Origin of the sequence: Rathayibacter sp. AY1E6, assembly GCF_002931115.1 — a bacterium.
Lineage (GTDB): Bacteria > Actinomycetota > Actinomycetes > Actinomycetales > Microbacteriaceae > Rathayibacter.
In genome coordinates this window covers 56,103-81,340 of sequence record NZ_PSVK01000011.1, presented here as the reverse complement: position 1 = coordinate 81,340, position 25,238 = coordinate 56,103, and the positions used below count along the sequence as shown (strand labels likewise).

Genomic DNA, 25,238 nt, shown 5'->3' with positions numbered 1-25,238 from the left:
CCTCCGTTGTCCTGGGGGTGAGTGCTGAGCCGAGCCCCCTGTCCGTCGACGTCTGGTCCGACATCGCCTGCCCCTGGTGCTACATCGGGAAGCGCCGGTTCGAGCGCGGTCTCGAGGCCTTCCGCGCCGCGCACCCCGAGGCTCCGGAGGTCGTCGTGGAGTACCGCAGCTTCGAGCTCTCGCCGGACACGCCGGAGGACTACCGCGGGGGAGAGGCGGCGTTCCTCGCCGAGCACAAGGGGATCCCGGAGGCGCAGGCGCAGCAGATGCTCGACTCCGTCACGGCGATCGCGGCGGGCGTCGGCCTCGACTACCACTTCGAGTCGGTGCGCCACGTCAAGACGGTCACCGCCCACCAGGCGCTCCACCACGCCAAGGAGAACGGACTGCAGCTCGAGCTCGTCGAGCGTCTCCTGAGCGCGTACTTCGTCGAGGGCCGCGATCTGGCCGATCCGGAGGTGCTCGCCTCGCTCGCCGGCGAGGTCGGGCTCGACCCGGCGGAGACGCGCCGCGCTCTCGAGGACCGGCGCTACCTCGGGCGGGTGCAGTCCGACATCGCCCAGGCCCGCGAGTACGGGATCTCGGGGGTGCCGTTCTTCGTCCTCGACGGGCGCTTCGGCGTCTCCGGCGCCCAGGAGCCGGCGGCGTTCACCGAGGTCCTCGAGCACGTGCTGGAGCAGCGGGCGGCCGTCGCGTGAGCGGGCCGTTCGAGATGCTCGGCGACTCCGGCGGGCCGCTGTGCGAGGACGGCGTCTGCGCCGTGCCTCAGGCCGCGGAAGCGCAGGCCGAGGTGCCGCCGATCAGCGCGGAGGCTCCTCCACGGTGATGTCGGCCACGGTCGCGCCGTAGGCGGCCACGAGGGCGTCCGCGTCGACGAAGGCGCTGCGCCCGTCGGCGCCGGCTCCCATCGCCACGCGGCGGCCGAGGATCCGCTCGTCGGCGTAGACCGGCCAGGCCGTCGTGGAGCCGATCGGGGTGATGGTGCCGCGCCGGTAGCCGGTCGCCTCGAGGGCGGCCGTCTCGTCCGGGAGGCGGAGCTTGTTCACTCCGACCACCGCGCGCAGCTTCGGCCACGCGATCTGCCGCCCGCCGGGGACGAGGGCGAACAGGTAGCCGCCGTCGTGGCGCTTCACTACGAGCGACTTCACGATGTCGCCGGGCTCGATGCCCAGCAGCGCGGCCGCCTCGTGCAGGCTGCCGGCAGCGGGCCTCTCCACGATCTCGACCGCAAGGCCGCGGGCGGACGCGTCCGCCTCCAGCCGCTGCGAACCGTCCTCCACAGGTGTGCTCCCGTTCATCTTCTCCACCTCTCCGCTCGTCACTCCGCCTTCCCCAACACAGGATCTGGGAGAATCGATACCGATGTCCTCCACTCTCACGGCCGCCCCGCCCGCGCGCACCGCGCCGGCGCTCCGGATCGGCCCCCTCGAACTCGACGCGCCGGTGGTGCTCGCCCCCATGGCGGGCATCACCAACACGGCGTTCCGCCGCCTCTGCCGCGAGTTCGGCAACGGCCTCTACGTGAGCGAGATGATCACCTCCCGCGCGCTCGTCGAGCGCACGCCGGAGTCGATGCGCCTCATCCGCCACCACCCCAGCGAGTCGGTGCGCTCGATCCAGCTCTACGGAGTGGACCCGGTCACCGTCGCCGAGGCGGTCACCATGCTCGTCGCCGAGGACCGGGCCGACCACATCGACCTCAACTTCGGCTGCCCCGTGCCCAAGGTCACCCGGAAGGGCGGGGGAGCGGCCCTGCCGTGGAAGCTCCCGCTGTTCCGGCAGATCGTCGAGGGCGCCGTGAAGGCCGCCGGCGACGTCCCGCTCACCGTCAAGATGCGCAAGGGCATCGACCCGGACCACCTCACCTACCTCGAGGCCGCCCGTGCCGCCGAGGGCGCCGGGGTCGCGTCGATCGCGCTGCACGCGCGCACCGCCTCCGAGTTCTACAGCGGGCACGCCGACTGGTCGGCGATCGCCACGCTCAAGGCGACGGTCACGAGCGTGCCCGTGCTGGGCAACGGCGACATCTGGTCGGCCGAGGACGCGCTGCGGATGATGGCCGAGACGGGCTGCGACGGAGTCGTCGTCGGTCGCGGCTGCCTCGGGCGCCCCTGGCTCTTCGGCGACCTCGCCGCCGCGTTCGCCGGCTCCGACGAGCGGTTCCGCCCTTCGCTCGGACAGGTCGCTGAGGCGTTCCGCCGCCACGCGGAGCTGCTCGTCGACTTCTTCGAGAGCGAGGAGCGCGGCTGCCGCGACATCCGCAAGCACGTCGCCTGGTACTTCAAGGGCTACGCCGTCGGCGGCGACCTCCGCGCTCGCCTGGCCACCGTCGAGTCGCTCGCGCAGCTCGACGAGCTCCTGGCGACGCTCGACTGGACGCAGCCCTATCCGGGCGAGGCGGCCGAGGGGCAGCGGGGCCGCGCCGGCTCGCCGAAGGTCCCCTCCCTCCCGGACCGCTGGCTCGAGTCCCGCGAGCTCGACGCCGGGCAGCGCGACGCGGTCTCGGCCGCCGAGATCCACAACAGCGGTGGATGACCGCGCGCTCTGGGGGTACTCGCTCGTCGACACCGAGCGATTCCTGCCGGAGGACCACTCGACCCGCCGCTCCGACTTCGCCCGCGACCGCGCCCGGCTCTTCCACTCCAGCGCGCTCCGCCGCCTGGCCGCGAAGACCCAGGTGCTCAGCCCCACGGCGGGCGTCGACTTCGCGCGCAACCGCCTGACCCACTCGCTCGAGGTGGCGCAGATCGGCCGGGAGCTCGCCACGAGCCTCGACCTCGACCCCGACGTCGTCGACACGGCCTGCCTCGCGCACGACATCGGGCATCCGCCGTTCGGGCACAACGGCGAGCGCGCGCTCAACACCTGGGCCGAGGGGATCGGCGGCTTCGAGGGCAACGCGCAGACCTTCCGGCTGCTCACGCGGCTCGAGCCGAAGGTGTTCGGCGACGACGCCCGCCCCTACGGGCTGAACCTCACCCGCGCCAGCATCGACGCGAGCTGCAAGTACCCCTGGCCCGACACGCGCTCGGTCGCCGACCCGTCGGGGCGCGCCAAGTTCGGCTTCTACGCCGACGACGCCCCCGCGTTCGCCTGGATGCGCGAGGGCGCCCCCGAGGGGGTGCGCTGCATCGAGGCCGAGGTGATGGACCTCTCGGACGACATCGCCTACTCCGTGCACGACTTCGAGGACGCGGTGGTCTCCGGCTACATCGACGTCGAAGCACTCGGCTCCCGCGCCGACCACGAGGACCTCGTGCAGTCGATGCACTCCTGGGTCGGCGGGGAGGTCGGACACGACGAGCTCGTCGCCGCCTTCGACCGTCTCGACTCGCTCGACGTGTGGGTCTCCTCCTGGGACGGCTCCCGCCGCGACCAGGCCCGGCTCAAGAACCTCACCAGCCAGCTCATCGGCCGCTTCGCCGCCGCCGCCACCGAGGCCACCCGCGAGGCGTACCAGCACCCCGACCTCGTCCGCTTCGGCGGCCACGTCGTCGTCCCCCGCGAGCAGCAGGCCGAGATCGCCGTGCTCAAGGGGATCGTCGCGACGTTCGTGATGTCGCGGAACACCCGCCAGCCCATCTACGCCCAGCAGCGCGAAGTCCTCACCCGCCTCGCCGACACCCTCCTCGACCGCGGCCCGGGAACCCTCGAGCCCGGCTTCGCCGAGGACTGGCACGCCGCCCCCGACGACGACGCCCGCCGCCGCGTCGTCGTCGACCAGGTCGCCAACCTCACCGACCAGAGCGCCCTCGCCTGGTTCGAGAGGCTGTGCTGATGCGCTGAGCCGGGCGGCGCCCGGCTCAGCTGTGCCGCCGGTCCCTGCCCGGCGTCACCGCGGTCGGCTTCTCGGGGTGGTGCGTTCGTGGAGCGGGGTGCGTCCGCCTAGGGCGATCCGCTGGCACGCGGATCGGCCGTTCGGCGGTGCCGGTGGCACGCCGGTCTCTGCCCGGCTCGGCGCGGTCGGCGGTGCTCGATTCCACGCCGGTCCCTGCCCGGCGTGGCGCGGTCGGCTTCGCGGGGTGGTGCGTTCCAGGGAGCGGGGTGCGTCCGCCTAGGGCTATCCGCTGGCACGCGGATCGGCCGTTCGGCGGTGCCGGTGCACGCCGGTCACCGCCAGGCGTCACCGCGGTCGGCTTGTCGGGGTGGTGCGTTTCGTAATGCGGGGTGCGTCCGCCTAGGGCGATCCGCTGGCACGCGGACCGGCCGTTCGGCGGTGCCGGGGCACGCCGGTCACCGCCAGGCGTCACCGCGGTCGGCTTGTCGGGGTGGTGGGTTCCAGGGAGCCGGGTGCGTCCGTCTGAGGCGATGCGCCGGCATGCGGGTCGGCCGGTCGGCTCGGAGGGCGCGGAGGGGCGCGGGGCGGCGGGTACGGTGAGGGCGTGGGAGCGGAGCGGACACGGCAGCGGATCCTCGAGGCGGCGACGGAGGAGTTCGCGGCGCACGGGCTGGCGGGAGCGCGGGTCGACCGCATCGCGGCACGGTCGGGGATGAGCAAGCCGATGCTGTACTCGCACCGGCCGACGGCGCGCGAGGCCGTCGCCGCTGTCGTCCGCGTCAGTGCGGAGGGGTACTCCGCGCCCGGCACTCCTGCCGGCTGCTTCGTGCTGAGCGAGCCGCGGCTCGAGGCCCGTCGCCGTGAGATGGAGGCGCTCGTCGCCGCACGAGTCGAGCGCGGGATCGAGGAGGGCGACGTGCCGCCGGAGACGGACGCCGGATCCGTCGCCGCCTTCGTCGTCGCCGTGCTCAGCGGGATGTCGACGCAGGCCCGCGACGGAGCACCGGCGGACCGCATCGCGGTCATCGGCGAGCTCGCACTCGGCGCGCTGCCGGCGGCCACGGGCGTGCGAGCCGCAGGGCGCACGCCGGGAGCTCCCGGATGAGACTGCGTCGGCCGCGTCTCGGCCTCCTCGCCCTGGTCGTCGCGGGGCTGCTGCTGGTCCAGCCCGCCGCGGCCTCGGCGGCACCGCTGCTCCCTCCCGCGAACGGCGTCCTCGACTACCAGCTGGGAGGCGCCTACGCTCCGGCGTCGAGCGTCACCATCGTCGACCGCGACCGCACGGACGCGCCCGCCGCCGGCCGCTACAGCATCTGCTACGTGAACGCCTTCCAGACCCAGCCCGGCGAGAGCGCCGCCTTCGCGAAGCGGCACCCCGAGCTCCTGGTGAGGCGAGCGGACGGGAAGCCCCTCGCCGATCCGGGCTGGCCGGACGAGTACCTCTTCGACGTCTCGACCGCCGCGAAGCGGACCGCTCTGCTCGCGATCGTCGGCGCCTGGATCGACGGCTGCGCCGAGGACGGCTTCGACGCCGTCGAGGCCGATAATCTGGACAGCTACACCCGCTCGGGCGGGAGGCTGACGAAGTCGCAGGCGCTGGCGTTCGCCACCCTCCTGACGGCGCGCGCTCACCGCTCCGGCCTGGCGATCGGCCAGAAGAACGGAGCCGATCTCGCCGCTGCCGGGAAGAGGACGGTCGGCTTCGACTTCGCCGTCGTCGAGGAGTGCCAGGTCTACGACGAGTGCGCGGCGTACACGGACGTCTACGGGCGCCAGGTCTACGAGATCGAGTACACCGACAACGGCCGGTCCGCCTACTCCGAGGCCTGCGCCGCGCAGGGCCGGAGCATCTCGGTCACCCTCCGCGACCGCGACGTCGTTCCCCGTGGCGCACCGGGCTACGTGAACCGGCACTGCTGACGCCGGGCGGACGCTACCGCAGGGCTCCCAGCACGACGGCTGCGGCTCGGGCGACCAGCGCGTCGTCGTAGTCCGCCTCGGGGTCGTTGCGCGACGAGAGGATCGACAGCACGACCGCGTCCCGCCCGGGAGGCGTCACCACGGCGACGTCGTTGCGGATCCCGCCGGCGCCCCCGGACTTGTCCGCGACGCTCCAGCCGGCCGGAGCGCCCGCCCGGACGAGAGTGTCGCCGGTCGCGTTGCCGCTCATCCAGTCGAGCAGGAGCGCCCGGTCCTCCGCGGACAGCACGTCACCTATGGCGACCGCGGCGAGGTCCGCCGTGAACGCGGCCGGGGTGGTGGTGTCGTCGATGCTGCCGGGCTCGATCGTGTTCAGAGCGGGCTCCTCGTTCACCACCTCGGTGGTGGTGTCGCCGAGAGCCTCGAGTCCACGGTCGAGGGCGGAGGGTCCGCCGAGGCGCCGGAGGACGAGATTCAGCGCTGTGCTGTCGCTCCGGCGGACGGCCGCCTCGGCGAGCTGCGACAGCGGCAGGCCGGTGGCGGTGCTCTCCTCCGTGACGGGGGAGTAGCCCGCCGCCTCGACGTCGGCCACGGTCCAGGTGACCACCTCGTCCCGCTCGGCGGCGGGGACGGTGCGCAGGAACTCCGCCGCGGCGAGGGCTTTGAGGCTCGAGGCGAAGCCGAAGCGCTCGTCGGCCCGGTGATCGACCCGGCGACCCGAGCCGGTGTCGACGGCGCTGACGCCGATCCGGGCGTCGAACTCGTTCTCGAGCGCGGCCAGCTCGGCGGAGACGTCGATCGGAGGAGGGGTGGCGGAGGACGCCGACGACGGCACGGAGGCGGACGACGGCGGCGCGACCGGGGCGTCCGCGGTGGTGGTGCACCCGGCGAGGGCCAGAAGGAGGGCGGAACCCGCGAGCGCGCGGAGGGTCCGCGACGACCCTCTCGAACGCTTCACAGCGCGGAGTAGACGACGAAGAAGGCGACGGCGGCCGCCGCGGTGACGCCGAGCGCCGCGAGCGAGACGAGTGCGCGCGGCCTCCTCCGCACGACGGCCAGGACGAGGAAGCCCGCGCCCAGGACGATCTGGAGCCACCAGTACACCGGACTCGTGGTGTCGGCGACCGCGCCCAGCGCCCAGACGCCCTCGCCGATCAGCACGCCCGAGAGCGGCGCGACAGCCAGGACGCGCCACGTCCTCGAGCCGTGGAGGGTGAGTGCGGCGGCGGCGCCCAGGATCGGCCCGGCAGGGACGGCGAGCAGCCAGAAGACGTCCGTGAAGGGAGGCGAGTAGCCGAAGCCGCGCGCCGCGGTCACCAGGTCGTAGCCCTCGAGCAGCGCCCAGAAGCTCAGCAGGCCGAGCACGGCCGCCGCCGCCGGTCGGGCGCCGCCGAGGCGCACGAGCGCGAACACGAGCATGGACCAGCCCCCGGAGGAGTTGGCGAACGAGCTCACCGACGGCGGGAGGGAGCCCTGCAGCAGGCTGGTGAGCCCGCCCAGGACGAGACCGCCGAGCAGGGCGACGAGCAGAGCACGCAGGAGAGGCGGGCGGGAGGCGGCAGGGGGCATGGGTCGATTCTCGGAGACGGCGGGCGGGTGCGGATCAGGGATGACCCTGATCTCGGGGTGCGGGGCCGATCACAGGTCTCCGGGGTGATCCGCGCCGCCCTGGTGCAGTTCTCCCCACCCCGGCTCGGCGGCTCCGGCGGCCGATACGATGGACCCCATGCCTCGGATCCGACAGTCAGATGTCGAGGAGGTCAAGGCGCGGGTGAACATCGGCGACGTGATCGGCGATTACGTCACGCTGAAGTCGGCCGGCATCGGCTCGCTGAAGGGCCTCTGCCCCTTCCACGACGAGCGCAGCCCCAGCTTCCACGTCCGCCCGCAGGCCGGCTTCTACCACTGCTTCGGCTGCCAGGAGTCGGGCGACGTCTACAGCTTCATCATGAAGATGGACCACAGCTCGTTCAGCGAGACCGTCGAGCGCCTCGCCGGGCGGATCGGCTTCCCGCTGCAGTACGAGGACGGCGACGGCCGCGCGCCCGAGACCGGCGGGCGAGCGCGCCTCCTCGCCGCGAACGACGCCGCGGAGGAGTACTTCCGCGAGCAGCTCGCGACCCCGGGCGCCGACGTCGGTCGGCGCTTCCTCGGCGAGCGGGGCTTCGACCGCGCCGCCGCCGACCGCTTCGGCGTCGGCTTCGCACCCGACGGCTGGGACGGGCTCACGACCGCGCTCAAGCGCCGCGGCTTCTCGGAGGAGGAGCTGACCACGGCCGGCCTGGTCAGCAGCAACAACCGCGGCGGCGTCTACGACCGCTTCCGCGGCCGCCTCGTCTGGCCGATCCGCGACGTGACCGGCCAGACCGTCGGCTTCGGCGCCCGCCGCCTCCTCGAGGAGGACAAGGGCCCCAAGTACCTCAACACCCCCGAGACGCCCGTCTACCACAAGTCCCAGGTGCTCTACGGGCTCGACCTCGCCAAGCGGGACATCTCCCGCGGGCACCGGGTGGTCGTCGTCGAGGGCTACACGGACGTCATGGCCTGCCACCTCGCCGGCGTCACCACCGCGGTCGCCACCTGCGGCACCTCCTTCGGCGTCGACCACATCAAGGTGCTGCGCCGGGTGCTGGGCGACGACAGCGGCGTCGGCGAGGTCGTCTTCACCTTCGACCCCGACGCGGCGGGCCAGAAGGCGGCGATGCGCGCGTTCCAGGAGGAGCACCGCTTCGCCGCGCAGACCTTCGTCGCCGTCGCGCCCGAGGGCCTGGACCCCTGCGACCTCCGCCTGAACCGCGGAGACGACGCCGTCCGCCGCCTCATCGACGACAAGAAGCCGATGTTCGAGTTCGTTATCCGGCAGCTGCTGGACCGCTACGACCTCGAGACGGTCGAGGGCCGGATCGCGGCCCTGCGCGCGGCCGCCCCGGTCGTCGCCGAGATCCGCGACCCGGCGCTGCGGCCCGGCTACTCCCGCGAGCTCGCCCGGATGCTCGGCCTGGACATGGCCGAGGTCAACTCCGCCGTGCGCTCCGCCGGATCCCGGCCCCGCTCCTCCGGACCCGACGGCCGCGACCAGCAGGGCGGCCGGAGCGGCGGCGGATCACCCGCGGCCGAGGCGCCCCTCGGCGCGCGCATCGCCGACCTCCCCGTCGACGTCGTCACGCGCATCGAGCGCGAGGCGCTGATGGCGATGCTCCAGCTGCCCCAGGCGATGGGTCCGGAGCTCCTGGCCCGGGCGGCGCACGCGGCGGTCACCAACGAGACCCTCCGCGTGGTCCGCGACGCCGTGGTCGCGAACCTCGAGCGGGCGGAGGACCGCGACTGGGTCGAGCACGTCGCCGACGACGTCCCCGGTCCCTTCGCCTCGCTGGTGCGCCAGCTCGCGGTGGCGCCGATCCCGGCCGCCGATGAGGAGGGGCTCGCCCGCTACTCCCGCGACGTGGCGATCTCGCTCATCGAGCGCGACCTGCTCCGCGAGATCGCCGAGCTGCGCGGGGCGCTCCAGCGCGCGTCCGCCGATCCGGTGATGGCGCGCGCGGTGCAGGTGCGACTGGTCGAGCTCGAGCGCGAGAAGCGGGCGCTGCGCTCGGAGTGAGTGTGTTGCGGTCGTGTGAAGAAATCGGCCGCACGCCTGTGCCGGTTCGGAGAGCGCTTCCAACTGTGTTACCTATGAGGAACAGCAATGCGGGCGTCCAGTGTCGTGACGCCACAGCCCACAGGAGATCTGTGTGCCGAGAGTCCGCGCGCCCGGAGCGCGCCCGCATCCCATCCTTGACAGGAAGAGGCAGACGGAGATGAATTCCGCATCCACTCGCGGCACCCGTGCACTGGCCGCCGCCGCAGGCTTCGCCGCGGTCGCGCTCGTGCTGACGGGCTGCGCCGCCGGCGGGAACGACTCGTCCGGCGGCAGCGCCGGAGGGGCCCTGACCATCGGCACCACCGACAAGATCACGACGCTCGACCCCGCGGGCTCCTACGACAACGGCTCGTTCGCCGTGATGAACCAGGTGTTCCCGTTCCTGATGAACACCCCCTACGGCAGCCCGGACGTCGAGCCCGACATCGCCGAGTCGGCGGAGTTCACCGCTCCCACGGAGTACACCGTGAAGCTGAAGGAGGGACTGAAGTGGGCCAACGGCCACGACCTCACCTCCTCCGACGTGAAGTTCTCCTTCGACCGCCAGGTCGGCATCGCGGCCGAGAACGGCCCGTCCTCGCTCCTGGCGAACCTCGACAGCGTCGCGGCTCCGGACGACACGACCGTGGTCTTCACGCTGAAGTCCGAGAACGACCAGACCTTCCCGCAGATCCTCTCGAGCCCCGCCGGCCCGATCGTGGACGAGGAGGTCTTCTCGGCCGACGAGCTGACCGCGGACGCCGACATCGTCTCGGGCGACGCCTTCGCCGGCCAGTACACGATCGCGAACTACGACGTGAACAACCTCATCCAGTACAAGGCGTACCCGGACTACCAGGGCGTTCTCGGCGAGGCGAAGACGGACACCGTCAACGTCAAGTACTACGCGGACTCGTCCAACCTCAAGCTGGACATCCAGGAGGGGAACATCGACGTCGCGTTCCGCAGCCTCTCGGCGACGGACATCGACGACCTCCGCGGCAACGACACGGTCAAGGTCGTGGACGGCCCCGGCGGCGAGATCCGCTACATCGTCTTCAACTTCGACACCCAGCCCTTCGGCGCGACGACCGGTGAGGCCGACAGCGCCAAGGCCCTTGCCGTGCGCCAGGCCGTCGCCGACCTGATCGACCGCGACGAGATCGCCGACCAGGTCTACAAGGGCACCTACACCCCCCTCTACTCCTACGTCCCCGCCGGCCTGACCGGCGCGGTCGAGCCGCTCAAGTCGCTCTACGGCGACGGCAACGGCGCGCCCGACGCCGACAAGGCGAAGGCGACCCTCGAGGCCGCCGGCGTCACCGCTCCGGTCACCCTGAACCTGCAGTACTCGAACGACCACTACGGTCCGTCCTCGGGCGACGAGTACGCGCTGATCAAGGACCAGCTGGAGTCGACCGGCCTCTTCACCGTGAACCTGCAGACCACGGAGTGGGTGCAGTACTCGAAGGACCGCTCGAGCGACGTCTACCCGGCGTACCAGCTCGGCTGGTTCCCCGACTACTCCGACGCCGACAACTACCTCTCGCCGTTCTTCATCAAGGAGAACTTCCTCGCGAACCACTTCGACGACGCCGAGGTGCAGAGCCTGATCGCACAGCAGGTCTCGACCACCGACGCCGACGCGCGCACCGCGCTGATCGAGCAGATCCAGGAGAAGGTCGCGGCGCAGCTCTCGACCGTCCCCTACCTGCAGGGCTCGCAGGTCGCGGTCGTCGGCAGCACCGTGAGCGGAGCCGAGGACACCCTCGACGCCTCGTTCAAGTTCCGCTACGCGGCACTCAGCAAGGGCTGATCCACCCCCTCGCGGCCGGCGCCTCCCCGACAGGAGGCGCCGGCCGTTCTCCACGAAAGGCATCACGTGACGACAGCCACGACGGCTGCGGCGACGGCGCCCACCCGGCGACCGCGCGGCTCCGGGGGCGGACTCGGGCGCTACCTGCTCGTCCGCTTCCTGCTCATCATCCCCACCGTCTTCATCCTCGTGACGCTGGTGTTCCTCCTCATGCGCTCCACGGGCGACCCCATCACGGCGGCCCTCGGCGGCCGCCTGACCGCGGACCAGCTCGCCGAGCGCGTAGCCGCCGCCGGCTACGACCGGCCGCTGATCGTGCAGTACCTCGAGTACCTCGGCAAGCTGCTGACCGGCGACTTCGGCACCACCCTGAGCGACAACCGCCCCGTCACCGAGGTGCTCCTCACCTACGGCGCTGCGACGGTCGAGCTCGCCTTCTACGCCCTGATCGTGGCGTTCCTGGTCGGCATCCCGCTCGGGATGCTCGCCGCCTACCACCGCGACCGCACGCCCGACGCGGTGCTGCGCATCTTCGCGATCCTCTGCTACGCGACCCCGGTGTTCTTCGCGGGCCTGCTGCTGAAGCTGGTGTTCTCCGTCTGGCTGAAGTGGTTCCCCGTCGCCGGGCGCGCCTCGACGAGAACCGAGCTCTCGCTCCAGTTCCTCGAGAACAAGACCGGCATCTACCTGATCGACGCGATCCAGACCGGCGACCCGGCCGCGATCTCGGACGTGCTCTCTCACGCGGTGCTCCCCGCCGTCGCGCTGGGCCTGCTCACCGCGGGCATCTTCCTGCGCCTGGTGCGCACCAACGTGATCGGCACGCTCGGCACCGATTACGTGGACGCGGCGCGCTCGCGCGGCGTCAGCGAGTTCCGGCTCGTCCGCACCCACGCCTACCGGCCGGCGCTCATCCCGATCATCACCGTGATCGGCCTGCAGATCGCCCTGCTGCTCGGCGGCGCCGTCCTCACCGAGACCACCTTCGAGTGGAAGGGCCTCGGCTTCCAGCTCGCCGAGTACCTCCAGGCCCGCGACTTCGTGGCCGTGCAGGGCATCGTCGCCCTGCTCGCCGTCATCGTGGCGCTGACCAACTTCATCGTCGACGTCATCGCGGCGCTCATCGACCCGCGAGTGAGGTACTGAGCATGAGCACCACCTCCCCGGCGCGTCCGCGCCGCCGCCTCGTCGACCGCCTGCCGGTCGTCCACCAGCTCCGGCAGAGCGTCGGCCTCCAGCGGGGGATGCTCGTCACCGGCCTGATCATCACCGGCGCGTTCCTGCTGGTGGCCCTGTTCGCGCCCCTGATCGCGCCCTACGGCTACTCGCAGCTGCGCTCGGGCGGCGAGTCGTTCGGCGCGCAGGAGCCGCCGAGCGCGGAGCACCTGCTCGGCACCACCGTCGGCGGCTACGACGTCCTCTCGCGAGTGATCTGGGGAGCGCAGACCGCGTTCCTCGTGATCGTCGTCGCCGTGGTCCTGTCGATCTTCCTCGGCGTCTTCCTCGGCCTCGTCTCCGGCTACCTCGGCGGCTGGCTCGACCGCGTGCTCGTCGTGATCTGCGACGCGATCTACGCGTTCCCGACCCTGCTGCTGGCGATCGTGATGTCGATCGTCATCTCCGGCGGGCAGTCGAACCTCTGGGCCGGCATCTTCGCCGCGGCGGTCTCGATCACCGTGGTCTACATCCCGCAGTACTTCCGCGTGATCCGGGCCGAGACCGTGCGGATCAAGGGGGACGCCTTCGTCGAGTCGGCGAAGGTCATCGGAGCGTCGACGCCGCGGATCATGTTCCGCCACGTCCTGCGGAACGCGACGCGCACGCTGCCGCTGATCTTCACGCTGAACTCCTCCGAGGCGATCCTGACCCTCGCGGGCCTGGGCTTCCTCGGCTTCGGCATCGAGCCGACGTCGGCCGCGGAGTGGGGCTACGACCTCAACAAGGCGCTGTCGGACGTCACGAGCGGCATCTGGTGGACCTCGGTCTTCCCGGGCCTGGCGATCGTGCTCGTGGTGCTGGGCATCACCCTCGTGGGCGAGAGCCTGAACGACCTCGCCGACCCGCGCCTGCGCGGTCGGCGCGCGGTGGCCGCCGGTGCCGGCGACGTCGCCGCGACGTCCGTCGTGCCGGGCGGCGTCCTCGCCGCCGACGGCCTGGAGACGCCGGGGCACGACCCCGTCGCTGGAGTGGAGGAGACGCGATGAGCGACCAGCGCATCGTCCGGGACGCCTCAGCGCGTCCGATCGTGGACATCACCGACCTCGAGGTCGCCTTCGCGAGCGACCGCGGCGCCGTCCGCGCCGTCGCCGGGGTGAGCCTGCGCGTCGAGCGCGGCGAGGTCCTGGCGATCGTCGGCGAGTCCGGCAGCGGCAAGACCGTGACCGCGAAGACCATCCTCGGCCTCCTGCCCGAGACGGCCACCGCCTCCGGAGTGGTCCTGCTCTCGAAGAAGGACGGCAGCGCGGCGACCGACGTCGTCTCCGTGCCGAAGGCCCGCCTCCGGGAGCTGCGCGGCACCGACGTCGCCATGGTCTTCCAGGAGCCGGGCACCGCCCTCAACCCGGTCTTCACGGTGGGCTGGCAGATCGCGGAGGGACTTCGCGCTCACGGCTCCGTCTCGAAGAAGGAGGCGCGCAAGCGCGCGATCGACGTCCTCCGCACCGTCGGCATCCCGGAGCCGGAGAAGCGGGTCGACTACTACCCGCACCAGTTCTCGGGCGGCCAGAAGCAGCGCGTCGTCATCGCGATGGCGCTGGTCCTGGATCCCGGTCTGATCGTCGCGGACGAGCCGACCACCGCGCTCGACGTGACCGTGCAGGCCGAGATCCTCGACCTGCTCCGCCGGTGCCGCGACGAGTTCGGCACCTCGATCGTGCTGATCACCCACAACATGGGCGTCGTCGCCGATCTGGCCGACCGCGTCGCCGTGATGTACCAGGGCGAACTGGTCGAGGAGGCGACGGTCTCCGAGCTGTTCTCGGCGCCGAAGGCCGAGTACACGAGGAAGCTCCTCGCCGCCGTCCCGCACGTGGGCCAGGGCGTCGAGCGCGCCCGCGTCCGCGCCGTCGAGCGCGCCGAGGCCCCCGAGGCCGAGACGCTCGTCGCCGCCGAGGGCCTGCGGATCCAGTACCCCGGCCGGCTCGGCCGTCCCGGCTTCGTCGCGGTCGACGGCGTCTCGCTGCGCATCCGCGCGGGCGAGGTGCTCGGCCTCGTCGGCGAGAGCGGCTCGGGCAAGACCACCATCGGGCGCGCCATCGCGGGCCTGACGCCGGTGACCGGCGGGTCGCTGAAGGTCCTCGGCAAGGAGATGCGCGGCATCCGCGAGCGAGCCTTCCGGCCGGTCCGCGGCGACATCGGCTTCGTGTTCCAGGACCCGGCGTCGAGCTTCAACCCGCTGCTCACCATCGCGGAGTGCGTCGCCGAGCCGCTGATCGTGCACGGACGGGCCGGCGACGCCGCCGGGGCGCGCTCGCGCGTCGACGAGCTCCTGGAGGCGGTGCAGCTGCCCCGCTCCTACGGTGACCGCTACCCGCACGAGCTCTCCGGCGGCCAGCGCCAGCGCGCCAGCCTCGCCCGGGCCCTCGCCCTCGAGCCGAAGCTGCTGATCGCCGACGAGCCCACCTCGGCGCTCGACGTGTCGGTGCAGGCCCGCGTGCTCGAGCTGTTCGCCGAGCTGCAGCGCGAGTTCGGCTTCGCCTCCCTGTTCATCAGCCACGACCTCGCCGTGGTCGACCTGCTCGCCGACCGCATCGCGGTGCTCTACCGCGGCGAGCTGGTCGAGGAGGGGACGGGGGCCGAGGTGCTCGCTGCGCCGAAGCACCCCTACACGCAGCGCCTGCTCGCCTCCCTGCCCGTGCCCGACCCGGTCGAGCAGGCCTCGAGGCGCGAGCTCCTGCGCAGCATCGTCGAGGCGGAGCGCCGGGCGTGAGCCGGACCGCCGAGGATCAGGCCCCCATCGTCGTCGACGACCTCAGCGTCGAGTACCCGCCGCGCGGCATCAGCCGACGGTGGACGGCACTGCGGGGAGTGAGCCTCCGCGTGGAGCCGGGGGAGGTGCTCGGGATCCTCGGCGGCAGCGGCTCGGGCAAGTCCACGCTCGCGCGCGTGCTCGGCGGCGACGGCCTGGGGCACGACGGCGGCCGCACGCGTCCGGTGATCATCGGAGGGGACGCGACGGTCGCGGGGCACCGCCTCCGCTCGCTCCCCGCCCGCGAGCTCAAGCGCTTCACCGTCGACGTCGCGCATCTCGCGCAGGACGCCGGTGCGGCCCTCCGCCCCGAGCTGACCGTCTCGGAGCTGATCGCCGAGCCGATCTTCCTCCGCGACCGCCACTACGACCCGAAGGCCGCGGCGGTGCGGGTGGCGACGCTGCTCGACTCCGTGCACCTGCCGCTGTTCCTGCTCGACCGCTACCCCTACGAGCTCTCCAGCGGCCAGCGCCAGCGCGTGGCTGTGGCCCGCTCGCTCGTGCTCGGGCCGAAGGTGCTGATCGCCGACGAGCCGACCTCGGGCATCGACGCGACGGTGCGCGAGTCGATCGTGGACCTCCTCGCCGACCTGCGGCGCCGGGAGGGCTTCGCCGCCGTCGTGGTCAGCCACGACATCGACGTGCTGAGCCGGGCGACCGACCGGATCGCCGTGCTCGTCGGCGGCGAGGTCGTCGCGTACGGGCCGCTGCTGGACGTGCTGATCGAGGCGCGGCACCCCTACGTGCGCGAGCTCGGAGCGGCCTTCGCCGAGTACGAGCGCTTCGACGCCTCCCGAGCGCAGCGCGTCGAGGCGGCCGACCAGTGACCGTCCCGCGCGTCGCGGTGCTCCCGCGGCCGAAGCCGGTGTTCGCCGAGGCGGTCGAGTCGGGCGGGGGAGTGGTCGTCGGACTCGACGGGAGTCCGGACGCGCTGCTCTGGCTGTCCTACGGCCGCACGGACGAGCTGGCCGCTGTGCTGGAGAAGCACCCGTCGATCCGCTGGGTGCAGCTGCCCTGGGCCGGCGTCGACGTCTTCGCGCCGGTGCTCGCCGCGTCCCGCGCGGACGTCGTCTGGACCAGCGCCAAGGGCGCCTACGCGGAGCCGGTGGCGGAGCACGCGCTCGCGCTGGTGCTCGCCCTCCTGCGCTCGCTGCCGGAGCGGGCGCGCGCCGCGTCGTGGGGGCCGAAGAAGGCGGTCACGCTGCACCGCGCCTCCGTGGTGATCGTCGGAGCAGGAGGGATCGCTCGCGAGCTCCTGCGGCTGCTCGCCGTCTTCGACTGCCGGGTGACGATCGTCCGCCGCGGAGACGAGCCGGTGGAGGGCGCCGCCCGCACCCTGCCGGCGTCGCGGCTCGCCGAGGCCGCGGCGGACGCCGACGTGCTGGTCCTGGCCGCCGCCGCCACCGCGGGCACGGAGCGGATGGTCGACGCGGGTCTGCTCGCGCGGCTCCCCGCCCACGCCGTGCTCGTCAACGTCGCCCGGGGGAGCCTCGTGGACACGGACGCGCTCGTCGCGGCCCTCGCCCACGGCCGTCTCGCGGGCGCCGCGCTCGACGTGACGGACCCCGAGCCGCTGCCGGACGGGCATCCGCTCTGGAGCGAGCCCCGGTGCCTGATCACGCCCCACAGCGCGGACACTCCCGAGATCACCGCGCCGCTCCTGGCCGAGCGCGTGCGCGCCAACGTGGCCGCCTGTGCCGCCGGCGGGCCGTTCGTCGGCCGCGTCGACCCGGGCTCCGGCTACTGAGTGCGCGCCCGATTTTGCGTTCGCGGAGAGTTTGCTAAAGTAGTACCGCGCTGATCGCCTCCGGGTGGTCGGATGATCCTCGATAGCTCAATTGGCAGAGCAATCGGCTGTTAACCGGTAGGTTCTTGGTTCGAGTCCAAGTCGGGGAGCGAAGGGTCCGGGACTCCACTCTCGGGCCCTTTTTTCGTGCCCGCGAGCGGTCGCCCTCGAGGGCCCACCCGCTCGGACCGGCGATCGGAGGCGCGATGCGCGAGGATGTGCTCGCTCTCCTGCGCCGCCGCCCCGACGTCGAGGCGCCGGATCTCGTCGCCATCGACGCCAGTGACCGCCTGCTGCTCGACCTCGCCGCCGATCGCGGCCGCGTCGCCGTGATCGGGGACGCCTACGGGGCGCTGAGCCTCGGCCTCGCCGCCGACGGCCGTGCCGTGCGGGTCGTGCAGGACTCGATCACCGCCGAGCGCGCTCTCGCGCAGAACCTCGAGACGGTGCGCGGGTCGGGCGTCGACCTCGCGCCGATCGAGATCGTCGACTCCGTCGCGGAGGCCGTCCGCGACGCCGACGCGGTGCTCCTGCGCCTGCCGCGCTCGCTCGACGCCCTGGCCGCCGTCGCGGCCGGGACCGCACTCGCGAACCCGGCGGCGACCCTGATCGGCGCCGGCCGCATCAAGCACATGACCCGCACGATGAACGACGTGCTCGCCGTGCGCTACGAGCGGATCGACGTCTCCCTCGCCCGGCAGAAGTCGCGCGCCCTGCTCGCGAGCGGCGCGCTCCCCGACCAGCCGCCCGCGCCCGGGCCCGAGCGGCGCCGTCTGGACGAGCTCGACCTCGAGGTCGTCGCGCTGCCGGGAGCCTTCGCCGGGGCGCGACTGGACCTCGGCACCCGCGCCCTCCTCGCCGCCCTCGATGTCGACTCCCTTCCCGCGGGCACCGCACTCGACCTCGGCTGCGGAACCGGCGTCCTCGCCGCCGTGGTGGCCCGGGCCCGCCCCGACCTCGCCGTGACCGCGACGGACACCTCGCGTGCCGCGGTCGAGTCCGCCCGGGCGACCGCGGCGGCCAACGGGCTGGCCGTCACTGTCCTCCGCGACGACAACGCCTCGACGCTGGAGGCGTCCTCCGTCGACGTCGTGCTCTGCAATCCGCCGTTCCACTCCGACGGAGCCGTCACCGACCTCGTCGCCCGGCGCATGCTGCGCGCGGCCGGCCGCGTGCTGCGCCCCGGAGGCGTGCTGTGGACGGTCTTCAACTCCCACCTCGCGCATCCGGCCGAGCTGCGCCGCGCGGTCGGGCCGACCACGGTGGTGGCGCGCGACCGCCGCTTCACCGTCACCCGCTCCGTGCGCTCCGACGGCTGAGTACGGCTCCGCAACCCCCTCCGCGGCCTCAGGTCCGCTGTCCGCGGCGCGGGTACGATCTCTCTCCGGCGCTCCTGTGCCGAACCCGTCCCGTCCCCCCGGAGGCCGTCGTGCTCGAAGTCGTCCTCGTCCTCGCCCTGATCGCCCTGGTCGCGGTCGTCGTGCTGTGGCGCCGCGCCGCCGGCGCCGAGCGCCGTGCCGCCGAGAGCCGTGCGGAGGAGGCGGCGCGCGTCGTCCGCCTCGAGCTGGCGGTCGGCGAGCAGGAGGCGAGGCTCCGCATCGTCGGCGAGCTCGAGCAGCTCGCGGTCCGCAGCGCCGCGCACGTCGTCGAGGAGGCCGAGAGCGTCCGGCTCACGATCGACCGCGACCCCGCCGCAGCCGCGCGGTCGGCGCAGCGGGCCGTGCGGGCGGCCGAGGCCTCGCTGGCGCAGCTGCGCCGCATCGCGACCGTCGCCTCCGTCGATCCGGGGGAGCTGCCGCGCACCGGCGGCTCCGTCCCCCTGATCGAGGGCGCCCGCGAGCGAGGCCTGAGCGTCCGCGAGGAGTCGTTCGGCGAGCCGTTCCCGCTGCAGGACGGCGCCGAGGTGGCCGTGCTCCGGGTGCTCGAGTACGCCTTCGACTCGGCGCTGGAGACCGGCGGCGCGGGGACCGAGGTCCGCATCAGCTCCCGATGGACGACCACCGGCCTCCGGGTGGAGGTCGACGACGACCGCGAGCAGCACGGCGCGGCGGAGCAGGACGCCAGCGCTCTCGAGGCGGACCTGCGCTCGCTCACCGAGCGCATCGACAGCCCCGCGCTCGCCGAGCTGCGCGAGCGGGCCGCCCTCTTCGGCGGTGACGTGACCGAGAAGCGGACGCCCGGCGTCGGCCGGAGCGTCACCGCCTCGTTCCCCGCGATCCGCCACCACAACGGCGTGCACGGGGTCGACCTGGCCTGAGTCAGTCCTCGAGGTGCTCCACGCCGGGCAGCCACGAGACGCCGGGGCCGCCCCAGCCGCGCTTCCGGGTGATCTTCGCGACCGGCTTGTGGTAGTCGTGCTCGAGGCGGTCGATGTAGAGCACGCCGTCGAGGTGGTCGAACTCGTGCTGGAACACGCGGGCGAACCAGCCGTCCGCGACGATCTCGAACGGCTCCTGCTCGAGGTCGACCGCGCGGAGGATCGCGCGCTCGGAGCGGCGGAGCGGGAAGCGCTCGCCGGGGAAGGAGAGGCACCCCTCCGACTCCGTGTCCTCGTCCGCCTCGCCGAGCGGGGTCGGCGTGACGAACAGCTCGGGGTTGATCGCGACGCCGCGGCGGGGGGTGCCGTCGTCGTCGGCGTAGTCGTAGACGAACAGGCGCAGCGGGACGCCGACCTGCGGGCCGGCGAGGCCGACTCCGGGGGCGGTGTCCATCGTCTCGAACATGTCGGCGACGAGGGTGCGCAGCGCATCGTCGAACTCGGTGACGGGGGCGGCGGGGGAGTGCAGGACGGGGTCGCCGGCGATGCGGATGGGGAGGACGGCCATGGGGGACAGGGTACCGCGGGGCCGTCGACCGGGTCCGCGAGGATCATCCGCTGGGCTCAGCCCCTCACCCGTGCGTCGGAGGACTCCCGGAGGCGTTCTGGGTAGGGTCGACCCCATGCCCGCCGATCTCGCCGAACTCCTCAACGACCCGGCGAAGTTCATCGGCATCCCGATCGCTCTCGTGGGCGCGGTGTTCCTCTCCCTCGGCGCGCAGTTCCAGCACCGGGGAGTGGCGAAGGTGGAGCGGTTCTCGAAGCGCTCCGGCTCCTCCGGGCTCAGCGGCGGCCAGCTGGTCGCGCTGCTCTCGCGCCCCTCGTGGGTGATCGGCACCCTGCTCCTGGGTCTCGCGATCGTCTTCCAGCTGACGAGCCTCGGCTTCTCCCCGCTCATCGTGGTGCAGCCGCTCGGAGCGGTGGCGCTCGTGATCACCGCGGTCGTCAACGCGCGGGTCAGCCGGGTGCGACTGAACGCGGCGTCGATCCGGGCGATCGTGCTCTGCGTCGGAGGCGTCGGCACGTTCGTCCTCGTGGCGGCGTTCAACGCGGTCGACAAGTCCATCCAGACGCCCGAGCTCATCACGATCCTCGTGATCCTCGCCGTGGTGCTCACGGTCTTCGTCATCGCCTTCCGCGTCTTCCGCCGCGGAGCGAAGGCGATCTTCTACATCGTGGGTGCCGGAGTGGTCTACGGCTTCGTCGCGACTCTCGCGAAGGTCGTGCTCAACCGCATCAAGTACGGCGAGTTCGACCCGCTGACGGTGGTCTGCATCGTGGCGCTCCTGGCCGCGACCGCGCTCGGCGGGTACTTCGTGCAGAACGCCTACTCCTCCGGCCCGCCGGACCTCGTCGTCGCGGGCCTCACCGTCATCGACCCGCTGGTCGCCGTCGCGATCGGCATCGTCGTGCTCGGGGAGGCGCAGTACGCGGCCCCGTGGGCGATCCCGCTCTTCATCGCGGCCGGTGCCGTCGCCATCTACGGCGTCTTCCTCCTCGCCAAGCACCACCCGCAGGCGCGCTGACGGCGCGGGATCCCGAGTGGTGAGGACTCCTCTGCCTACAATGGCTCCGCGCCGAGAGCCACGAAACCGACCGACCTCCGCCGATCGCTCCCTTCTCTCCCCGAGCGGCACGACACCGATAGGACCTCCCGTGTCAGATCCCCGCGACGCGTCCCGACCGGGATCGCCCGACTCCCGACCGCTGACGGTCGTGATCGGCTGCGACACCTTCGCTCCCGACGTGAACGGAGCCGCGAAGTTCGCCGAGCGCCTCGCCGCCGGTCTCGCGCAGCGCGGCCACGAGGTCCACGTCGTCGCCCCCTCTGCCGACGGCTGGAGCGGCACCCGGGTCGAGACGCACGAGGGTCAGCGGATCATCGTGCACCGGCTCTACAGCTGGCGCTGGTACCCGCACGACTGGCTGCGCTTCGCGATGCCGTGGCGCATCCGGCAGAACAGCGCGCGCATCCTCGACGAGGTGAAGCCCGACGTCGTGCACTTCCAGTCGCACATCATCGTCGGCCGCGGCCTCGGGATCGAGGCGGCCAAGCGCGGCATCCGCATCGTCGGCACGAACCACTTCATGCCCGAGAACATGCTCGAGTTCACCCTCCTGCCGAAGGCCGTGCAGGCCAAGGCCGTGGCGATGGCGTGGCGGGCCGCGCGCCGCACCTTCGGCCGGGCGGAGGCGGTCACCACGCCGACCCGCAAGGCCGCGCAGTTCCTCGAGAAGTACACGGGCCTCCGGGGCGTCCACGCCATCTCCTGCGGCATCGACGCCGACAACTACACGCCCGACTTCACGGCGCGCGCCGGCGACTCGATCCTCTTCGTCGGCCGCGTGACCGGCGAGAAGCACATCGACGTCCTGCTCCGCGCCGTCGCCCTGCTCGATCCGGCGCTCGACGCGAAGCTCGAGATCGTCGGCGGCGGCGACCAGATGCGCAACCTCCAGCAGCTCGCCGCGACCCTCGGCATCGCCGACCGCGTGCGCTTCACCGGCTACGTCTCGGACGCCGAGCTCAAGGAGGCGTACACGCGCGCCACCGTGTTCGCCATGCCGTCCATCGCCGAGCTGCAGAGCATCGCGACGATGGAGGCGATGGCCTCGGCCCTCCCCGTCGTCGCCGCCGACGCGATGGCCCTCCCGCACCTCGTGCACGACGGCGAGAACGGCTACCTCTTCGCTCCGGGCAGCGCCGAGGCCCTCGCCGACCGCCTCACCGCCGTGCTCACGGCCGACCAGGAGGACCTCGAGGCGATGAAGCGCGCCTCCCTCCAAATCGTCGCCGCGCACGACATCAACCGCACGATCAGCACCTTCGAGAGCCTGTATCGTGGGGAGCCGGTGGCCGATCCGGCCTCCGACGCAGCGTCCGCACCCGCCGCCACCTGACGGCCGCTCGGACGGCCGCCGCGGGGCGTTAGCTCAGCCGGTCAGAGCAGCGGACTCATAATCCGTCGGTCACGGGTTCAAGTCCCGTACGCCCTACTCCGCTCCACCCGCGGTCGTTCCTCCTCTCCAGCGCCGGGTCGGGCCTCCACCTGATGTCGTTCTCGTCGGAGCGGACGGTCCGGCCCCGTCAGGCCGACGGGCCGTGCCTCAGGACGGCGCCGACGCGGTCCTCGCCGGCACGCCGACCGCGGACGAATCGGAGGCGACGTCGCGGACGACGACGGCGCCGGCTCCGACCCGCACACGGTCGCCGACGGTCACGTCCCCGACGATCGTCGCGCGGGCGCCGATGTAGACGTCGTCGCCGATGACGGGCGTCCGACCCTTCGACTCGCCGATGGTGACGCCGTGGTAGATGAACGCGTTGCTCCCGATGACCGTGCGCGGGTGCAGGATCACGCCGCGGCCCCAGTGGGGGAGCCGCAGGCCGGGCCCGACCTGAGCGGTCGGCGGCAGCTCGGCTCCGACGATCATGCGGGTCCAGACGAGATCGACGAGGCGGTAGACGAGGTGGAGGGGGAGCCGGGTACTCCGAGAGCTCGAGTACTGCCCGAGTCGGAGAACGAGGACGGTGAGCCGGTCGGAGGCGTGGCCCTTGGCGGCCAGGTCCGCGCGGACGACGGCGCGGAGGTCAGCGAGATCCATGCTCCCAGTCTGAGTGGGCGCCTCGCGGGTGGGTCCGGGCCGTCGGAGATCGTCCGGGGCGTGGCGAGCATCCGCGAGCGGACGACACGGTGGCGCGATGCGCTAGCACGTCCCGACGCGCCGCGCCCGTACTGGCCGCTCCCCGCTCGACGTGATTGCCTGATCCTGTGCCTGATCTTCCGATGTTCCCGCTCGGCTCCGTGCTCCTGCCGCACATGCCGCTCCCGCTCCGGCTGTTCGAGCCGCGGTACCTGCGGATGCTCGGCGACGTCCTCGAGGACGAGACCCTCGCGTTCGGCGTCGTGCTCATCGAGCGCGGCCAGGAGGTGGGCGGCGGCGACCAGCGGTTCGCGGTCGGCGCCCGCGCGAGCATCCTGAACATCGACGGGGCGGAGTCGTTCGTCACGCTCGACTCCGTGGGCGAGGAGCGCTTCGAGGTCGTCCGCTGGTACGAGGACGACCCGTACCCGCGCGCCGAGGTCCGCCTGCTGCCCGATCTGGAGTGGGACGAGAAGCACGCCCCCGCGCTGGCTGCGGCGGAGTCGGCGGTCCGCACGGCACTGGCGGTCGCGAGCGAGTTCGTCGAGCAGCGCTACGGCGCGGTCGTCGAGCTCGCCGAGGATCCGGCCGCGCACGCCTGGCAGCTCGCCGGCGTCGCACCGGTCACCGAGCTCGACCGCCTCGCGTTCCTCCGCAGCTCCACCATGGAGGAGCTGCTGGAGTCGGTCCGGGAGCGTTCCGCCGAGGCGACCGAGTCGTTCCGCGCCGGCTGGGCCTGAGCCCCGTCCCGGCGTCCCACGACGAGCCCGTCAGTCCTCGAGGCTGACGCCGCGCTCCTCCGCCAGCTTGACCAGGTCGTCGACGACCACGAGCGCCATCCGCACCGAGCGGTCGCGGCGGTACTCCTCGTCGTCCGGGTCGATCCGCGAGGTGCGGTCGAGGGTCTCCTCGATCGACTGCGCGAGCTCGCGCCACGCGTCCTGACGGGCGTCGTCGACGAGCGTCGCGAGGTACTCCTCGTCCTGCGCCCGCCTGTGGAGGGAGTCGGCGACCAGGAGCGAGAGCCGCTCGCGGTGGTCGAGGTTGTCGACGTCGGCCGAGCGGTAGTCGTGCACGTGGTCGGAGCGGCCGCCCACCGAGGTCACGTCGGCGGCGATGCCGCGCAGGCGCTCGGCGGCTGCCTCGGACTCGCGCGCCAGCTTCTCGAGCTCCTCCGCGGCGACGACGGAGTAGCGGCCCGAGTCGAAGGGGACGTCAGCACCGAGGCCGTCCATCAGCACACGGTTCTTCACGGCCATCCGGCTCGCGTACTGCGCGAGCATCAGGCCCTCCTCGGCGGCCTCCTCGACGGAGGCGGGCTCGCGCGACGGGTTCTCATCGGGGTCGTACGGCTCCATCTTGAACCTGCGTCGACGCCGGAACCACACGTGCGTCACCTACATCCCGGAGCAGGCGCCCCGCCCGCCGGAGCACCTCTTCGAGAGTACCCGGCGGGCGGGCGCCGTGGTCGGCGGCTCAGGCCTCGCGCCAGTCGTCCTGCCGGAGGTGGGAGCCGGCCTGCGGCCCCATCTGCAGCATCCCGCCGTCCACGACGTACGAGGATCCGGTGATGTAGGAGGCGGCGGGAGAGGCCAGGAAGGCGACCACCGCCGCGATCTCGCGGGCGTCGCCGGGGCGGCCGAGGGGGATGCCGGGGCGGTCGATCGTGACGGGGTCCACGTCCTCGGCGTCGTTCATCGGCGTGGCGATCTCTCCGGGGGCGACGGCGTTGACGGTGATGCCGAGGGAGCCGAGCTCGAGTGCGGCGACCTTCAGCAGGCCGCCCAGCCCGTGCTTGGCGGCGGTGTAGGCGACGGAGCCGACCCGCGGCTGGTGTTCGTGGACGCTGGTGACCGCGATGATCCTGCCGCCCGTGCCCTGGGCCGCCATGCGCCGCGCGGCGCGCTGGAGGCAGACGAACGCTCCGTCGAGGTTCAGGGCGACGGTCGAGCGCCAGCTGTCGAGGCTCTGCTCGAGGAAGGGCTCGCCTCCGCCTCCGCCCGCATTGCTGACGGCGACGTCGAGCCCGCCCAGTCGATCCGCGAGGTCGTCGATCACGTCGCCCGCGCCCTCCAGATCCGTCGTGTCGAGGCGCGCGATCTCGGCGCGCCGGCCGAGGGAGCGCACCTCCTCCGCCGTGCCCTGCGCGCCCTCCTCGTCGCTGTGCCAGGTGATGCCGACGTCCATACCCGCCTCGGCCAGTGCCACCGCGGTCGCCCGGCCGATGCCGGAGTCAGAAGCGGTCACCAGTGCACGGGTGGGCCGGAAGTCTCGAGGTCCCTGGGTCATGTCGTCTCCTGTCTCGATCGGGCCGCCGATCCGGCGGACACGGGTCGATCCCATCAGCGGATCCGGCGCGCTCGGGAGCCGGTTGACAGGTCCGGGCTCGC

Annotated in this window: 24 protein-coding genes and 2 tRNA genes; 19 read left to right on the top strand and 7 right to left on the bottom strand. The window is 72.7% G+C overall.

Features of this window, described 5'->3' with window-relative positions:
* The first annotated feature begins 17 nt into the window (after positions 1–17).
* Positions 18–698: a DsbA family protein gene (locus C5C46_RS10745; protein WP_104226692.1), complete on the top strand. Its 681-nt coding sequence runs from the start codon at positions 18–20 to the stop codon at positions 696–698.
* Between the two features lie 102 nt (positions 699–800).
* Here the strand turns inward: C5C46_RS10745 and C5C46_RS10740 are convergent, their stop codons facing one another.
* Positions 801–1,298, bottom strand: a complete 498-nt coding sequence (locus tag C5C46_RS10740) for an aminoacyl-tRNA deacylase (RefSeq protein WP_104223436.1) — start codon at positions 1,296–1,298, stop codon at positions 801–803.
* Between the two features lie 64 nt (positions 1,299–1,362).
* Between C5C46_RS10740 and dusB the strand changes: the two genes are divergently transcribed.
* The 4 genes from dusB to C5C46_RS10720 all read left to right on the top strand — a co-directional run bounded on the left by dusB (position 1,363) and on the right by C5C46_RS10720 (position 5,698).
* Positions 1,363–2,535, top strand: a complete 1,173-nt coding sequence (gene dusB, locus C5C46_RS10735; RefSeq protein ID WP_104226691.1) for a tRNA dihydrouridine synthase DusB — start codon at positions 1,363–1,365, stop codon at positions 2,533–2,535.
* Entirely contained in the window at positions 2,528–3,778 is a 1,251-nt protein-coding gene (locus C5C46_RS10730; protein WP_104223438.1) for a deoxyguanosinetriphosphate triphosphohydrolase, read from the top strand. The genes dusB and C5C46_RS10730 overlap by 8 nt, the downstream gene beginning before the upstream one ends.
* 604 nt (positions 3,779–4,382) lie before the next feature.
* Positions 4,383–4,883 (top strand): TetR family transcriptional regulator, encoded by a 501-nt coding sequence (locus tag C5C46_RS17265; protein ID WP_104226690.1) that lies wholly within the window; start codon positions 4,383–4,385, stop codon positions 4,881–4,883.
* Positions 4,880–5,698, top strand: coding sequence for an endo alpha-1,4 polygalactosaminidase (locus tag C5C46_RS10720; protein WP_104226689.1), 819 nt, complete (start codon positions 4,880–4,882; stop codon positions 5,696–5,698). The genes C5C46_RS17265 and C5C46_RS10720 overlap by 4 nt, the downstream gene beginning before the upstream one ends.
* Positions 5,699–5,711: 13 nt before the next feature.
* Here the strand turns inward: C5C46_RS10720 and bla are convergent, their stop codons facing one another.
* A complete protein-coding gene (gene bla, locus C5C46_RS10715) occupies positions 5,712–6,656 on the bottom strand; it encodes a class A beta-lactamase (protein ID WP_104226688.1) in 945 nt (314 codons plus the stop codon).
* Positions 6,653–7,267 carry a DUF6518 family protein gene (locus tag C5C46_RS10710; protein ID WP_181065679.1) on the bottom strand — a complete coding sequence of 205 codons (615 nt, stop codon included), beginning with the start codon at positions 7,265–7,267 and terminating at the stop codon, positions 6,653–6,655. The genes bla and C5C46_RS10710 overlap by 4 nt, the downstream gene beginning before the upstream one ends.
* 157 nt (positions 7,268–7,424) lie before the next feature.
* On the opposite strand from C5C46_RS10710, the gene dnaG reads away from it, so the two are divergent.
* From dnaG to C5C46_RS10660, 10 genes are all read left to right on the top strand, one after another.
* Positions 7,425–9,296, top strand: a complete 1,872-nt coding sequence (dnaG, locus tag C5C46_RS10705) for a DNA primase (protein ID WP_104226687.1) — start codon at positions 7,425–7,427, stop codon at positions 9,294–9,296.
* Between the two features lie 199 nt (positions 9,297–9,495).
* The gene (locus C5C46_RS10700) at positions 9,496–11,133 is read left to right on the top strand and encodes an ABC transporter substrate-binding protein (RefSeq protein WP_104223443.1); all 1,638 of its coding nucleotides are present in this window, start codon (positions 9,496–9,498) and stop codon (positions 11,131–11,133) included.
* Positions 11,134–11,199: 66 nt separating this feature from the next.
* Positions 11,200–12,279: an ABC transporter permease gene (locus tag C5C46_RS10695; protein WP_104226686.1), complete on the top strand. Its 1,080-nt coding sequence runs from the start codon at positions 11,200–11,202 to the stop codon at positions 12,277–12,279.
* Positions 12,280–12,281: 2 nt separating this feature from the next.
* Positions 12,282–13,337: an ABC transporter permease gene (locus C5C46_RS10690; protein ID WP_104226685.1), complete on the top strand. Its 1,056-nt coding sequence runs from the start codon at positions 12,282–12,284 to the stop codon at positions 13,335–13,337.
* Positions 13,334–15,061, top strand: a complete 1,728-nt coding sequence (locus C5C46_RS10685; RefSeq protein ID WP_104226684.1) for an ABC transporter ATP-binding protein — start codon at positions 13,334–13,336, stop codon at positions 15,059–15,061. The genes C5C46_RS10690 and C5C46_RS10685 overlap by 4 nt, the downstream gene beginning before the upstream one ends.
* Positions 15,058–15,927, top strand: a complete 870-nt coding sequence (locus C5C46_RS10680) for an ATP-binding cassette domain-containing protein (protein ID WP_167305248.1) — start codon at positions 15,058–15,060, stop codon at positions 15,925–15,927. The genes C5C46_RS10685 and C5C46_RS10680 overlap by 4 nt, the downstream gene beginning before the upstream one ends.
* A complete protein-coding gene (locus C5C46_RS10675; protein WP_258059441.1) occupies positions 15,924–16,847 on the top strand; it encodes an NAD(P)-dependent oxidoreductase in 924 nt (307 codons plus the stop codon). The genes C5C46_RS10680 and C5C46_RS10675 overlap by 4 nt, the downstream gene beginning before the upstream one ends.
* A 76-nt stretch (positions 16,848–16,923) precedes the next feature.
* Positions 16,924–16,996, top strand: a tRNA-Asn gene (locus C5C46_RS10670).
* 96 nt (positions 16,997–17,092) lie between these two features.
* The gene (locus C5C46_RS10665) at positions 17,093–18,205 is read left to right on the top strand and encodes a class I SAM-dependent methyltransferase (RefSeq protein ID WP_104226683.1); all 1,113 of its coding nucleotides are present in this window, start codon (positions 17,093–17,095) and stop codon (positions 18,203–18,205) included.
* 110 nt (positions 18,206–18,315) lie between these two features.
* The gene (locus tag C5C46_RS10660; RefSeq protein ID WP_104226682.1) at positions 18,316–19,143 is read left to right on the top strand and encodes a hypothetical protein; all 828 of its coding nucleotides are present in this window, start codon (positions 18,316–18,318) and stop codon (positions 19,141–19,143) included.
* Position 19,144: 1 nt separating this feature from the next.
* On the opposite strand, the gene def is transcribed toward C5C46_RS10660, so the two are convergent.
* Positions 19,145–19,711 carry a peptide deformylase gene (def, locus tag C5C46_RS10655; RefSeq protein WP_104223450.1) on the bottom strand — a complete coding sequence of 189 codons (567 nt, stop codon included), beginning with the start codon at positions 19,709–19,711 and terminating at the stop codon, positions 19,145–19,147.
* A gap of 115 nt (positions 19,712–19,826) precedes the next feature.
* Between def and C5C46_RS10650 the strand changes: the two genes are divergently transcribed.
* The 3 genes from C5C46_RS10650 (at position 19,827) to C5C46_RS10640 (ending at position 22,200) form a co-directional block, all read left to right on the top strand.
* Positions 19,827–20,729, top strand: a complete 903-nt coding sequence (locus C5C46_RS10650; protein ID WP_104223451.1) for a DMT family transporter — start codon at positions 19,827–19,829, stop codon at positions 20,727–20,729.
* Between the two features lie 130 nt (positions 20,730–20,859).
* A complete protein-coding gene (locus C5C46_RS10645; protein ID WP_258059440.1) occupies positions 20,860–22,104 on the top strand; it encodes a glycosyltransferase in 1,245 nt (414 codons plus the stop codon).
* A gap of 22 nt (positions 22,105–22,126) precedes the next feature.
* Positions 22,127–22,200: transfer RNA gene (locus C5C46_RS10640), tRNA-Ile, on the top strand.
* A 111-nt stretch (positions 22,201–22,311) separates the two neighbouring features.
* On the opposite strand, the gene C5C46_RS10635 is transcribed toward C5C46_RS10640, so the two are convergent.
* Positions 22,312–22,809, bottom strand: coding sequence for a DapH/DapD/GlmU-related protein (locus C5C46_RS10635; protein ID WP_104226680.1), 498 nt, complete (start codon positions 22,807–22,809; stop codon positions 22,312–22,314).
* Positions 22,810–22,976: 167 nt separating this feature from the next.
* On the opposite strand from C5C46_RS10635, the gene C5C46_RS10630 reads away from it, so the two are divergent.
* Positions 22,977–23,588, top strand: coding sequence for an LON peptidase substrate-binding domain-containing protein (locus C5C46_RS10630; RefSeq protein ID WP_258059439.1), 612 nt, complete (start codon positions 22,977–22,979; stop codon positions 23,586–23,588).
* Between the two features lie 30 nt (positions 23,589–23,618).
* Here C5C46_RS10630 and C5C46_RS10625 read toward each other — a convergent pair whose 3' ends face one another.
* Together C5C46_RS10625 and C5C46_RS10620 are read right to left on the bottom strand one after the other, a co-directional pair.
* Entirely contained in the window at positions 23,619–24,206 is a 588-nt protein-coding gene (locus tag C5C46_RS10625; RefSeq protein ID WP_104223455.1) for a hypothetical protein, read from the bottom strand.
* 118 nt (positions 24,207–24,324) lie between these two features.
* On the bottom strand, positions 24,325–25,137 hold the full coding sequence (locus C5C46_RS10620) for an SDR family oxidoreductase (protein WP_104226704.1): 813 nt from the start codon (positions 25,135–25,137) through the stop codon (positions 24,325–24,327).
* Positions 25,138–25,238 lie beyond the last annotated feature (101 nt).